The organism is Candidatus Rhabdochlamydia sp. W815, from assembly GCF_018642185.1.
Lineage (GTDB): Bacteria > Chlamydiota > Chlamydiia > Chlamydiales > Rhabdochlamydiaceae > Rhabdochlamydia > Rhabdochlamydia oedothoracis.
The window spans coordinates 16,311-28,762 of sequence record NZ_JAAVTY010000005.1 but is presented as its reverse complement, the minus strand read 5'-3'; the positions used below and the strand labels follow the sequence as shown (position 1 = coordinate 28,762).

General features: G+C 35.3%; 10 protein-coding genes and 4 pseudogenes. 7 read left to right on the top strand and 7 right to left on the bottom strand.

Annotated features, from left to right (window positions below; all coding sequences use genetic code 11):
* Positions 1-174 precede the first annotated feature (174 nt).
* Positions 175-362 (top strand): annotated as a pseudogene (locus RHOW815_RS08430) (IS5/IS1182 family transposase); the annotation flags it as partial.
* A gap of 287 nt (positions 363-649) precedes the next feature.
* Here the strand turns inward: RHOW815_RS08430 and RHOW815_RS01065 are convergent.
* Together RHOW815_RS01065 and RHOW815_RS08425 are read right to left on the bottom strand one after the other, a co-directional pair.
* Entirely contained in the window at positions 650-1,159 is a 510-nt protein-coding gene (locus RHOW815_RS01065; protein ID WP_215216527.1) for a hypothetical protein, read from the bottom strand.
* Between the two features lie 73 nt (positions 1,160-1,232).
* Positions 1,233-1,321, bottom strand: a pseudogene (locus RHOW815_RS08425) (IS5/IS1182 family transposase); the annotation flags it as partial.
* Positions 1,322-1,552: 231 nt separating this feature from the next.
* Here RHOW815_RS08425 and RHOW815_RS01060 point away from each other — a divergent pair.
* Complete coding sequence (locus tag RHOW815_RS01060; protein ID WP_215216526.1) at positions 1,553-1,843, top strand: aromatic amino acid lyase; 291 nt, start codon at positions 1,553-1,555, stop codon at positions 1,841-1,843.
* Between the two features lie 134 nt (positions 1,844-1,977).
* On the opposite strand, the gene RHOW815_RS01055 is transcribed toward RHOW815_RS01060, so the two are convergent.
* Positions 1,978-2,958 carry an IS30 family transposase gene (locus tag RHOW815_RS01055; RefSeq protein WP_502757466.1) on the bottom strand — a complete coding sequence of 327 codons (981 nt, stop codon included), beginning with the start codon at positions 2,956-2,958 and terminating at the stop codon, positions 1,978-1,980.
* Positions 2,959-2,977: 19 nt separating this feature from the next.
* On the opposite strand from RHOW815_RS01055, the gene RHOW815_RS01050 reads away from it, so the two are divergent.
* Both RHOW815_RS01050 and RHOW815_RS01045 read left to right on the top strand, forming a co-directional pair.
* Entirely contained in the window at positions 2,978-3,658 is a 681-nt protein-coding gene (locus RHOW815_RS01050) for a hypothetical protein (protein ID WP_215216524.1), read from the top strand.
* Between the two features lie 156 nt (positions 3,659-3,814).
* A pseudogene (locus RHOW815_RS01045) lies at positions 3,815-4,646 on the top strand (IS5 family transposase).
* Here RHOW815_RS01045 and RHOW815_RS01040 read toward each other — a convergent pair.
* The 3 genes from RHOW815_RS01040 to RHOW815_RS01030 are packed head-to-tail and all read right to left on the bottom strand — an operon-like array spanning position 4,643 to position 7,857.
* Entirely contained in the window at positions 4,643-5,788 is a 1,146-nt protein-coding gene (locus RHOW815_RS01040; RefSeq protein WP_215216523.1) for a glycosyltransferase family 4 protein, read from the bottom strand. The pseudogene RHOW815_RS01045 and the gene RHOW815_RS01040 sit on opposite strands and share 4 nt — an antisense overlap.
* Before the next feature lie 3 nt (positions 5,789-5,791).
* Positions 5,792-7,054, bottom strand: a complete 1,263-nt coding sequence (locus RHOW815_RS01035) for a YbbR-like domain-containing protein (RefSeq protein WP_215216522.1) — start codon at positions 7,052-7,054, stop codon at positions 5,792-5,794.
* Complete coding sequence (locus RHOW815_RS01030) at positions 7,051-7,857, bottom strand: diadenylate cyclase (RefSeq protein WP_215216521.1); 807 nt, start codon at positions 7,855-7,857, stop codon at positions 7,051-7,053. Before RHOW815_RS01030 ends, RHOW815_RS01035 begins: the two co-directional genes overlap by 4 nt.
* Positions 7,858-8,038: 181 nt before the next feature.
* Here RHOW815_RS01030 and RHOW815_RS01025 point away from each other — a divergent pair, with 181 nt between their 5' ends.
* Positions 8,039-9,409, top strand: coding sequence for a cytochrome ubiquinol oxidase subunit I (locus tag RHOW815_RS01025; protein WP_215216520.1), 1,371 nt, complete (start codon positions 8,039-8,041; stop codon positions 9,407-9,409).
* Between the two features lie 3 nt (positions 9,410-9,412).
* Positions 9,413-10,438 (top strand): cytochrome d ubiquinol oxidase subunit II, encoded by a 1,026-nt coding sequence (gene cydB / locus RHOW815_RS01020; RefSeq protein ID WP_215216519.1) that lies wholly within the window; start codon positions 9,413-9,415, stop codon positions 10,436-10,438.
* Here the strand turns inward: cydB and RHOW815_RS01015 are convergent.
* Positions 10,435-11,874 carry a protein kinase domain-containing protein gene (locus tag RHOW815_RS01015; protein WP_215216518.1) on the bottom strand — a complete coding sequence of 480 codons (1,440 nt, stop codon included), beginning with the start codon at positions 11,872-11,874 and terminating at the stop codon, positions 10,435-10,437. The genes cydB and RHOW815_RS01015 overlap by 4 nt on opposite strands.
* Positions 11,875-12,099: 225 nt before the next feature.
* On the opposite strand from RHOW815_RS01015, the pseudogene RHOW815_RS09260 reads away from it, so the two are divergent.
* Positions 12,100-12,289, top strand: a pseudogene (locus tag RHOW815_RS09260) (IS30 family transposase); the annotation flags it as partial.
* Between the last annotated feature and the right edge of the window lie 163 nt (positions 12,290-12,452).

The following is a 12,452-nucleotide window of genomic DNA, read 5'->3' as shown; positions in this document are numbered from 1 at the left end:
TAAAGTAGTGCCAATTCAAACGGCTAGCTTAATGGGGTTCAAGTCAACGACTTGAAACTTGTCGTTAATCCTATATTTTTCTATGCGATTGAATCGGAACCACTATAGAAGCATTTTCACTACATAAAAACCATTTGTTCGGTGTAAAAAATGTTTTAGCAGATAGAGGATATAAAGAGTGTGCAGGAGATATTAGGATGTATAGTAGAAATAGCCAAAAGAAATACACTTCATACTTTTACAGTTATTCCCAAAAGATGGGTTGTAGAAAAAAACTATGGAAAAATTGCGAAAGAAAACTACATACAAGCCTGAATATGGTGGTTCTCGCTTTTATTGTTCTACTTTTGAAAAGATTTTAAACAGGCTCTTAGAAGCCGTGATATACATTGTCTTGCCCATTTCATTTCGGATAGCATAATGGAGCGAAGAATCTAAAATAGTTTTCTTTAAAAAAAGATTCCGCAGAGAACCCTGGACTTATCTCCCGCATTAAACTTTGCTGTCCAAGACCTTAAAGAACGCCTTTTATTTCACAAAAGAAATATCGACTCTTAACTTGAAATCAAACTGGCATACACCAAGTTGACACTGTCAATAAATTGCCTTCTGTAAATACAAGTCCTGTCTAGGACATCATTTTAATTCTTTAAGGATCACAATCAGATGATCTGGGACATTGATTTAAAACATGGGAAAAGTTTGGGATTTTCTCTTCAAGACATCTTCTCAAATTAAGTAAAGGGCGACAGCAACCATCCCAGAAGGATTCATCAGGACTGTTTATAATAAAAGGAGCATTTTCCAAGCAGAAACCGCTTTCGACTGATCTGGGACATTGATTTAAAACATGGGAAAAGTTTGAGATTTTCTCTCCAAGACATTTTCCCAAATTAAATAAAGGGCGACAGCAACCATCCCAGAAGGATTCATCAGGACTGTTTATAATAAAAGAAGAATTTTTCAAGCAGGGATCGCTTTTGAATCTGTTGATGGCTATTAGATAGCTAATTCCTGCCCCAGCGGTTAGTAAACCTATTATCTTTGCAGCTGTGATCGCGGTTTTGCGTATAGTTGCCGATGCAGTCTGAGTATGAGGGAAATCAATTGTTACTGTGTTTAGAGCTTGTGCTGAGTGTGTGTGTGATTCATGAATCATAAAATTTTCTCTGTGGGTTTTGTATTTATTAAAAAATGTATTAAATTTTTATATATAAAGCTTAAGAAGATGTTTAAAATCTTTTCAAAAGTAGAGCAATAAAGCCATCATATTCAGGCTTGTATGTAGTTTTCTTTCGCAATTTTTCCATAGCCTGCGACACTATTTCTAATATACATCCTATATATTTTCTGCACATTTTTTGCAAATCTTTCTATGAGATGAAAGATGATAATGATTTTATTTTTAATGATTTATAATCTTAGGTTAAGAGAGCAACTGAAAGTACAAAGAAAGTACTTTACTTAAATCAGCTGAGTAAGGAAGTGGCAAACCCTACTTTAAGATGGATTTTCCAAATCATGAAAGGAATAGGTGTAGTCTATTTTTACGATGAATCGCTTTCATACACTATTCGAGAAGTTATCACCAATTAGCTCTGCTAGGCAGTTGCAAGAGAATTTAATTTCTGCGGTTGCAACAAATGTAGGCTCTTATCTGGATGATCACATAGTAAGAGCTACTATTTTCACAAGATTGAATTCTCTAGCTCGGAGCACTTCTGCTATTTCTTGGACTAATTTTGATAAATTAGTGCAAATGTATAATGCTGGGATTCTCCCTTGTATTCCTTCAAAAGGATCTCTAAGATGTTTAGTCCCAAAGTGTGATGGAATGGATTAATTCTAAAACTTTTTGGTTCTTTTTGCCAACTTTTGATAATATATAGTGGTTCCGATTCAATCGGATAGAAAAATATTTGGCCCTTTCAACCTTGAAGTGCACAAAAAAGAACATATAAATACTTGAAAAAACATCTATTGTGCACCCGAGCATAGCATGTTTGTAGATAATCTCGTAAACACTTCTAGTGGAGTTTCGAAGTTGAGAGCCTTTCTAGGTCTGTTATTTAGTAAAGTTTCCACCCTTTCTATATCCTTGGAAGTCGTATCTAAAAAGCTTTGTGTTTTAGGAAAATATTGCCTAACTAGTCCGTTTGTATGCTCATTTAAGCCTCTTTCCCAAGAATGGTAGGGCGTTGCAAAGTAGAAGTCTGTCTCTAGCTCGAAACTAACCATTTGGTGATAGGCAAATTCTTTTCCGTTGTCTGCTGTTAATGTGTGTACAAAATCTTTGATAGGTTTAAGTTGTTCAATTAACGCTTGACTTACTTCCTCTGCAGTTTTATGAGAAACTTTGGCGAGCTTAGTTAGCTTGGAAGTTCTTTCTACCATTGATACAATTACGCCTTTATGTCCTGCCCCTATGACTGTATCTAGTTCCCAGTCTCCTAAACGAGTCTTTTTTTCTACAATACAAGGCCGTTGCTTAATATCTATACGACCAGGCATGTTCCCTCTTCCAGAAGCTCCCTTTCTCTGCTTGTTATATTTTTTCCCTCGATGACGGAGCTCTCTATAAAGCTGTCCTCCCTGTCGTTTATCTTTCCAGATATGATTATAGATGGTCTCATGACTAACATGTTCTTTACCATGTCTTTTAAGCCATCCGGATATTTGTATAGGGCTCCATTGCAACTTGATTTTTTCTTCAATACGGGTAACTATTTGAGGAGTCATTTTTTTATTGGGCTGAGAATTTTTTCTAAGAAATGCTTTTTCTTGAGCTTGCTGATGACGGTATCCTCGTTGCCCTTTATTTCTCTTAAGTTCCCTACTAATAGTGCTATGATGAACTTTTAGAATGTTTGCTATTGAGCTAGATGTATCTCCTCTAGCTTTTAAAATATAAATCTGACATCTTTGGTCATAGGTTAGGTGATGGTAGCCTTTAGGCAAGGTCTCTCCTTGTGTTTGATTGTTAAAAATCACAATAGAGATTCTTTCATCGCCTGCCTATTCTTTTTTTAATTCTTCTGTGCACTTCAAACTTGAAAAGACTTATGTCAAACTATCCCCTCCATTAACTTTTCAATATATAAAATCTCCTGAGTTTAAAAAAGATGAAGTACACGCCAGGTATAGCATACAGACATGTATTAAATTCTTAGCTGACTATTGCAAAGAAAAAATTGCCAAAAAAGAAAATTACGAGGAAGAGCTTAAGTTACTTTGGTCCTTGCTTATAAAGAACCATCCAAATTTAGCACCAGATCCTTTGTCTATCGATCTCATAAGCTCTCCTGAGTTTAAAGCAGATGAAGTAAAAGCCAGATATAGTGAAGATACACGTCGTATATTTATAGAAGACTATATTAAAGAAAAAATTGCCAAAAAAAAAGAAAAGATTACTAAGTCAGACTTAAATTTATCGGGAGAAGAACATACTATTTTCATAAAAAAACTTCAACTTACAAATAAAGATTATAATAATTTTTTCTTAAAAGTTTTGAATCAATTTCCAAAAAAAATGATTAGTGAAAATCTAAAAGCCTATTTCGCATCTTTTCGATGCGGAAAAAAAAGGATACGACGCAGGAAAAAAATATCAGGAAATAAAAAGACATACAGGCGACTGACCATTAAAACAAAATCTTGAATTTAGAGTGCGGATGCTAGAAACTGTTCGAGACATATCTAGAGATATGTTATTACACAACCAGTCTGCTCGATATAGATAAATTTGCTAAGAGCCTGTTTAAAATCTTTTCAGTAAGGTATAATGATAGTTTTCATAAAACCTTTGGAGGTAATTATGATCCGCTCTTATCCAAGCGATATTTCTCGTAAACAATTTAGCAAAATCCATCTAATACTTGAGTCTACACGCAAAAAAACACGTCCACGAAGAGTTGATCTATAGTAGTGCCAATTCAAACGGAATGGGTTTCAAGTCAACGACTTGAAACTTGTCGTTAATCCTATATTTTTCTATAAGATTGAATCGGAACCACTATATATGATATTTTTTGTGGAATTTTGTACATTTTAAAAAGTGGTTGCCAGTGGCGTATGTCAGGGCCAACGCATGAAGATTTTGCTTGATAATTGAGAGATAAAAAATGATTCTGGCTCCTTTTTCATAAGGAGTATAAAATGGAAGGATTCCTTAAAAGCAGTGGTCGGAAAGAGAAAACAAGCTTTTTAATTATTGATGCTCAAAGTGTTAAAAATACTGATACAGCGGAGAAGATAAGGATATGATGCAGGGGGAAAAATATCAGGAATAAAAAGACATATAGCAGTCGATACCCAAGGGCTCCCTCATGCGATTCACATTACCACTGCTAATATCACTGACAGAAATGGGTGTATAGAAGCATTTTCACTACATAAAAACCATTGGAGGATATTCCGGAGAAAAATTTGCAAAGAGTGTGCAGGAGATATTAGGATGCATATTAGAAATAGCCAAAAGAAATACACTTCATACTTTTACAGTTATTCCCAAAAGATGGGTTGTAGAGCGTTCTTTTGCGTGGATAGAAAAATGTCGCAGGCTATGGAAAAATTGGGAAAGAAAACTACATGCAAGCCTGAATATGGTGGTTCTTGCTTTTATTGCTCTACTTTTGAAAAGATTTTAAACAGGATCTAAGATTAATTCAACCATGCGATCTAATTGATGGGAAAAATCGAAGCTTTTTACAGATTCGCGAATAGCAACCGCGCTTTTCTCTGTCTTGGGATGAGAAAGGGCTGTATGTAGAGCTTGAGCAAATGAGGATATATCTTCTAAAGACTCAATTACGGTTCCATTAGTAGGGGATAGAATTTCTGAGCCGCCATTACGTGCAGAGGACACGACGAATAAGCCCATAGCAAGAGCCTCAACTGTAACATTGGCAAAAGGATCATAGAAAGAAGGGATAACTAAAGAATCAGCGTATTGATAGAATTGATAGGTGTCATTTCTAGGCCCAAAGAAGGTGACTTTAGATTCTAGATTTAGCTCTGATACTTGTTGTTCAAAGTCTGCTAAATGATATTCTTTTCCAATTACACTTAAATGAAAGCTCTGATTGTCTATCAAAGAAAGAGCTTGTAGCAATTTAGATAACCCTTTACGGCGGTAATTATTTCCAATGAATAAGAAGTGGTAGCAAGAAGAAGGGAGTTTTAATTCCTGGAGAATAGTTTGTTTTTTTTGATGCCAACTTTGAAAATGAGGCTCCAAGGCAGTCCATTCTACTCCATTATGTACAACTTGTATTTTTTCTGGAGCAATATCATAGTGAGAGAGCACTTCTTGTTTAACAAGATGCGAATTTGTAAATAAAATCTGTAATTCTGGGTGCTCAAAAGCTTTCTTTTCCAATTGTAAAGTCATTTGATGTAAGGGGTTAAAAAAGAAGCTAAGCTTTTTATATACCCCTTCTTCTTGTGCTCGGTAGTTTAAATAAGCTGCATGGACTCCATTTCCTGCACGAATATGCGTTTGAAATTGATTGCGATCTAATCCAAAAATAATCGGCGTAGGATGCTTTTTTATGTATTGAGCGCAGCAACGATTAAATTGCAATAGATTCAAAACGCTTAATCGATAGTCAATGGGAAAAGAAACGATGTTAAGGTAATCTGATATAAACGGAGGATGAGAAGCTCCTGTTGTTAATAGAGTTACGGGAAGATTTTTTTGACAAAATCTTTGTGCTATCTGCCAAGTGTATTTTTCTAATCCACCTGTTTGTGTAAGGCTGCTTTTTAAAAGGGTGATTTGATATTTCATTTATTACAAATTAGATGGTGTTGTAAGGCTAACAGAAGAATCCATTTCTTCGATAGTAATTACGTTTTTTTTTAGGGAAATAGATAGATTTAGTTTTGTTTCATCGGTTTTGAATAATAGCAGACGATTTACATAACTGCGAAAGCGATTTCTTAAGTACTCCTCTCTTAGTATAGGAGCTAATAGCAAAATATCTGGATCGACGAGCTCTCCGTTAAAAGCTTGTACATATTGGTTTTCTAATTGCCTGGGATTAACCAGTTGTACATTCCAAGAAAGCCTTTCTTGCTTAGCGTGTGGTATAACGATAATTTCGATCTGAATCATTTTTTCAATAAGATTTAAAAAGCGAGGTCCCAATCCATTAACTAAAAGAGGAATCTGAAGGACGCCTTGTCCGTGTATTTTTTTCAACAAAGTAGATTCAGCTAATTGCACTGTATCGGGGTTTAATTTGTTTAAGGTTTCAATAGGAAAGAATAAAGATACAGGGATAGCGTAATTGAGAGGAGAAAAGCTAGAACGAATAAAATCTATTCTAAGTAATTTTGCGTTTGGATCATCGATAGAGATAGGAACATCGCTTAAAGAAGGCACTTTAATCTGTGTCCAATAATCAGGTACAAAAAAGCTAATGACCTCTTGTTCAACGTGGTCTAGAGCATCAAGTTGTGATTTTTTCACTTCATTAAGGTTTAAAGTAAGCCTTAACTCTTTTTCTTTGAGCCGTTTTAAAGTATCTTCAGGTCCTTGTACTGTAAGAAGTAAGCGATAGGGCCAGATATTTAAAAATTGATAACCGCGCGGGGCTTCTCCTATGGGCTTAGTGATGATGATAGGTATTTGCTCTGTTACTAAATTAGTCATTCGCACAATAAAGCTAGGGTATTGAACACGTTTAATCACTTTAGATAGATCAATTTCAGGATTTAGCGAAGACAGGTTTTTTTTAGATATGGTACCCATGAATTCGTCTGGTTTATCCGTTGCGTCCAACACAACTTCCAAATCATAAGAACTTAACTCGTCAATAATGGTTTTGTTGCCAGTGACTGTTAGATTGAGCTGTTTAATAAGATGTCCGTTTGTCTGTATTCCCTCCAATATTTTTTCTGGAGGTAGGTTAATGATGCGAATAGGGACATTATTAATAGTGCGTGTACTAATCAGTGTTTGGTTCACAATAAACCAGATAATAATTGCTAAAACTAAGGCTACAAGTTTTCTAAGCCAATTAGAGAATATTTTGGAAATTACAGCATTCATTTCTGAAACCAATTTCTAAAGTTAAGTTTAGTTTTAAAATTTGTGTTCATAGGAGCAGGAGGTGTAAAAATGCTGCGGATAATTCCTTTAAATCTGTCAATTTTCACGCCAGGTGTCATCACTCCATCACGAGCAATAGAAACTCTGCCCGCTTCTTCGGAGATAATGATAATTACAGCGTCTGTCAATTGACTTGCTCCTAAAGCTGCTCTATGCCGTGTACCCATGGACCTGGTTAGTTGTAGGCTATCTTCAGCAAGAGGCAGAATTACAGAAGCAGCAAGAATAGTCGTATTGCGAATAATCACTGCACCATCGTGCAGAGGAGTTGTTGTATCGAAAATGGATTCTAGTAGCTCAGAAGAAAAAGTTGCATTGAGTTGTATGGCTTTTCTGGCAAAATCATCTAGGGAATCTTCGTTTTCTAGTAAAATAAGAGCCCCGAGTCTTTTTTCTGCAAGACGATATACAGAAGTTCCTAAATGGTCTAAGAACTTATCAAATTCTGTTACTTCTTTATAACGTCGTCCTTTAGGACTAAGCTTAGATAAAGCTACACGCATTTCCGGTTGAAAGATGATTAATAACCCCAATAATGCTGTATTGCTTAACAATCCTATAATTCTGTGTAATATCGGAAAATTTAACCAAGCAGCAAAGAAAAAAGCTAATAAAATAGCTAATAATCCCAACACCACATCCATAGAACGCGTATTCCAGAAAAACATAAGTAAATAGTTAATCACCAAAGTAATTACTAGAATTTCAAAGAGAGAAGTAAAACTATGAAAAAGCGCACTCATTTTTTACATCTTAGGAGTTGTTTAATAGAGTTTGAGCCCAGGCAAAATATAACAGAAAAGACGGCTAGAAAAAAGAATATTTTTTAATTTAAACGATCTTAGCTGATCTTGGCTTTGAGTTTTTTTCACGATGTTGTTAGGATCAAGAACTATTCATTTTTTAAACTTGAGAAGAGAACTTATGGATGTTGTTATGTTGTCTCGAATTCAATTCGGACTAACAAGTGCATTCCACTATATTTACCCCCCTTTAAGTATTGGTATAGGGTTAATGCTTGTCATTTTTGAAGGTTTTTATTTAAAAACAAAAAATGTTCTTTATCAACAAATTGCAAAATTTTGGACGAAAATTTTTGCCTTAACATTTGCCCTTGGTGTTGCAACAGGACTTGTACAATTATTTGGATTTGGGACAAATTGGGCTAATTATTCCCGTTTTGTAGGCGATGTTTTTGGCAGTGCTTTGGGAGCGGAAGGGATCTTTGCTTTCTTTTTAGAAGCGGGTTTTTTGGGGGTTATGTTATTTGGCTGGGAAAGATGCAGTCCTAAATTTCATTATTTTGCTACCATTTGCGTAGCTTGTGGTGCGCATTTTAGCGCTATTTGGATTGTTGTAGCCAACTCTTGGATGCAGACACCCGCTGGGCATATCATCGCAGGTGAAGGTAAGCAAGCGTGCGCCATCATTCATAATTTTTGGGAAATGGTCTTTAATCCTTCGAGTGTAGATCGCTTAATTCATGTCATTTTAGGTTGCTGGCTAGCGGGGATCTTTTGCATTTTGAGCGTGAGCAGTTATTACTACTTAAAAAAGCGCTATACGCTATTTACAAAGGCTACTTTACGCATATCTTTAATCGCAGCAGCCCTTGTTCTCATCTTGCAACTCGTTTCAGCAGATAGCACAGCAAGAGGAGTTGCCAAGAATCAGCCTTCAAAATTAGCCGCTATGGAAGGGATCTATGTAACAGAGCCTAAAACCCCAATCACGCTATTTGGTTGGACTAACGATGCTACAAAGACGGTAAAAGGGCTTAAAATTCCTGGCCTTTTGAGCTTTTTGGTTTTTCATGATTTTACTACCCCTGTTACTGGGTTTGATCAAATACCAGAAGATGAAAGACCTCCTATTCAAGTGGTTTTTCAGTCTTACCATATGATGATTGCTATGTGGTCTTTAATGGCTTTGCTTACCATTTTAGCTTGTATTCAATACAGACGTAAAAAGCTCATGCATTCTAAATGGATTTTACGCGGTTTAGTGATTTCTGTCCTATTTCCTCAGATTGCCAATTTTAGCGGCTGGATGACAGCAGAAGTAGGAAGACAGCCTTGGATTGTATATAGAATTCTTAAAACAGTGGATGGTGTTTCAACCAATATTCACGAAAGTCAGGTCTTTTTTTCGATTATGATGTTTTTAGTGATTTACGCCTTGTTATTTGCTCTATTTATCTATCTACTGAATCATAAAATCCAATACGGTCCAGAAGATGCTTTGCAAACACAGCAAGATCTAGTGTATCGTAACCCTTTTGAAAAAGAGGTTTAAAGAATGGATTTTACCCTTAGTTTTATCTGGTATCTTGTAATAGGTATTGCAATCATTTTTTATGTTGCCTTAGACGGCTTTGACCTAGGAACTGGAATGTTGCATTTATTTACAAAAACAGATCGAGATAGACGTATTTTTTTAAATGCTATAGGTCCTGTTTGGGATGGGAATGAGGTATGGCTTGTCATTGTAGCAGGGAGCTTGCTTGCGGGATTTCCTCCTGTATATGCTACTTTGTTGTCCGGTTTTTACAATCTCATTATGATTTTTCTTTGCGGGCTTATTTTCCGTGCAGTGGCTATTGAATTTCGTAGTAAGCAAAATTCTGTATTGTGGCGCAGGGTTTGGGATAGTACTTTTTCGGTTGCTAGTTTTATCATTGGATTCATCTTAGGTCTTGGATTGGGTAATTTAATCCAAGGCGTTCCCCTGGATCAGGAAGGCAACTTCATAGGAAGCTTTAGTCTATTTTTCCGTCCTTATCCTATTTTGATTGGATTATTTACCACAACACTGTTTATTATGCACGGCTCCATCTATTTAACTATGAAAACAGAAGGGGTGTTGCATGAGCGATTGCGTATTTGGGTCAAACGCTGCATTCTCTTATTTGTAATTACCTATTTTATCACAACGCTTTCTACTTGGATGTTTATGCCTCATATGGTAGAGCGCATTAAAGAGTATAGATGGCTCTCGCTTGTTCCTATAGCTGCTCTATTAGCTATTCTAAATGTACCCAGACTATTTTCTCTAAAAAAAGACTTTCAAGCTTTTCTTTTTTCCTGCTTAGGAATTATCCTCATGCTTGTTGTTTTTGGGATAGGCACATTTCCTAATCTTGTACGCTCTTTAATACAGCCAGATCTTTTAAGCCTGAACTTCTTAAACGCTTCTGGTTCAGATTTAAATCTTACCGTGCTATTGATTATTGTAGCTATTGGACTTCCCTTTGTATTTTGTTATAGCGCTATGATTTATCGCGTTTTTAGAGGGAAGGTTAAGATTGAATCTTCCAGCTATTAAATAGCTTCACTTACAGCTTGAAAAGGAAAGATTCTTTCAAATTCTGCTAAAGCTTCAGAGGCACTAATGCGCTCTTTCCAGGAGGCTTCTAGCATTCGGTTTACAAGAGAATACAGCTTTTCGCTGTTTTCTGCTTTAATTCTAGAGTTCTCTAGCAGCATTGCTAGGGTAACTCCCATGGCATAAACATCTCTACGCAGTAGGAGTTTTGTTACGTCTGCATAAATTTTAGCTCTTCCCTTCTTTATTTTCTTAGAGTTTTGTTGTTCGTACAAAGACTGATACGCTTTATAGTCTTCTTCTAATTGATAATAGGGAGCGCCGTATGCCCATTTAGGCTGTTTTGATAGGTCATTGGCTCCTCCAAAATCCGCAATAACACATTCTATAGAAGTATCGCTTTTTCTCCTAAACAGACAGTTTGATTCTTTAATATCTCCGTGGCTAATTTTCTGATTTTCCAATTCTTTTAACCCTCTAAGGAGCTGTCTAGCAGCCTCTATTTTTTCCGCTGTCTCTAATTGGCGCATTATATTATCAAGACTAGTGTCATATTTTGGTGCTATGTATCCACAATAATTGATATCTTTTAGTCTAAAGTTAAATAAGGAATAGGGTTTTTGTTGAATTCCAGCCGGGTTGCTATTATGAAAAATCTTGCTTAAGATGAGATCTTCATTTCTAACATCTTCATTTTGATTAGATGCATGAGCTATTTTTGCAACAGATATTCTACCCATAGATAATTCTTGGACGGTTAATACTTTTCCAAAGCAACCTTTACCCAACACCTTTTCTGTAAATAATGTGATTAGTGGCCATTCTTTATTTTCTTGCTTCTTTAAAAAAAGTATGCTCCCATCTTTTAGTAAATAACTCGATTCTTGTTTTTGTTTAGCATGAAAATGGGAGAATGCTGTTAATCCAAGCAGTTTGCGAAAACAAGTCTTTGATATGGGATCCCCATTAGTAGTTTTTAACTCATTACCGTTTTCTTTATATCTTGTTTTGGTTAATTCTTGAAAAAACGCATCTATTTTCTTTTCGGCTTCACGAATTGTTTCAAATTGCTTTTCAATTTCTAAATGAAAATTTTTCGAACAGGTTTTATTAACCTTAATACCTAATCGATTTGAAAGGCTATTCATATTGATATAGATTGTTTTCCCTTTATATGTGGTTTTAAAGAATTTAAGATCCATCATGGACATGATGGATAAAATAAAAGACTTACTGCACTCAAAAAAACCCTTACCAATAACTTCTACGTATACATTTGCTGCTGCTTGAATAGAGGTGTCATTTGATGGTAATTCGAACTTCAAGCGGTTCTTTTTTGAACCAGCAGGTAATTCAATCACCTTTCCCGGTACTTTACTGTATGTTTCTGAGGCTGTTGTTTTTTCAATATTAATGGTATCTAGATAATATGACATTAAAATCCTATAGTTAATATTAATTAAGTCTATATATTAACATTTCAATGTTAATTTTAATTAAATATTAACTACGAATAAAAACAAAAGAGGGCTTGTATAAAGATTTATAGGATTACTATCGCTTTATTTTTTTGAACTGTTCTTTAAATTATCAAAGATATCAGTATATAGTGGTTCCGATTCAATCGTATAGAAAAATATTTTGTTTTGTGTTAAGCTATTGAGCATACAAACGGACTAGTTAGGCAATATTTTCCTAAAACACAAAGCTTTTTAGATACGACTTCCAAGGATATGGCAAGGGTGGAAACTTATACTAAATAACAGACCTAGAAAGGCTCTCAACTTCGAAACTCCAATAGAAGTGTTTAGGAGATTATCTACAAACATGCTATGCTCGAGTGCACAATAGATGTTTTTTCAAATATTTATATGTTCTTTTTTGTGCACTTCGAGGTTGAAAGGGCTTTTGGTAAACCCTAAAGATGCTACTATAAGCACCCTTAATTAAGGGTTTTTTTTGAATTTATTAAAACTATGAGAATAACTTACCTATTCATATATTATGCCTTAAC

Coding starts and splice junctions, on each gene's coding strand:
- RHOW815_RS01065 (WP_215216527.1), bottom strand. CDS start 1,159: ATGATTCATGAATCACACACACACTCAGCACAAGCTCTAAACACAGTA.
- RHOW815_RS01060 (WP_215216526.1), top strand. CDS start 1,553: ATGAATCGCTTTCATACACTATTCGAGAAGTTATCACCAATTAGCTCT.
- RHOW815_RS01040 (WP_215216523.1), bottom strand. CDS start 5,788: ATGAAATATCAAATCACCCTTTTAAAAAGCAGCCTTACACAAACAGGT.
- RHOW815_RS01035 (WP_215216522.1), bottom strand. CDS start 7,054: ATGAATGCTGTAATTTCCAAAATATTCTCTAATTGGCTTAGAAAACTT.
- RHOW815_RS01030 (WP_215216521.1), bottom strand. CDS start 7,857: ATGAGTGCGCTTTTTCATAGTTTTACTTCTCTCTTTGAAATTCTAGTA.
- RHOW815_RS01025 (WP_215216520.1), top strand. CDS start 8,039: ATGGATGTTGTTATGTTGTCTCGAATTCAATTCGGACTAACAAGTGCA.
- cydB (WP_215216519.1), top strand. CDS start 9,413: ATGGATTTTACCCTTAGTTTTATCTGGTATCTTGTAATAGGTATTGCA.
- RHOW815_RS01015 (WP_215216518.1), bottom strand. CDS start 11,874: ATGTCATATTATCTAGATACCATTAATATTGAAAAAACAACAGCCTCA.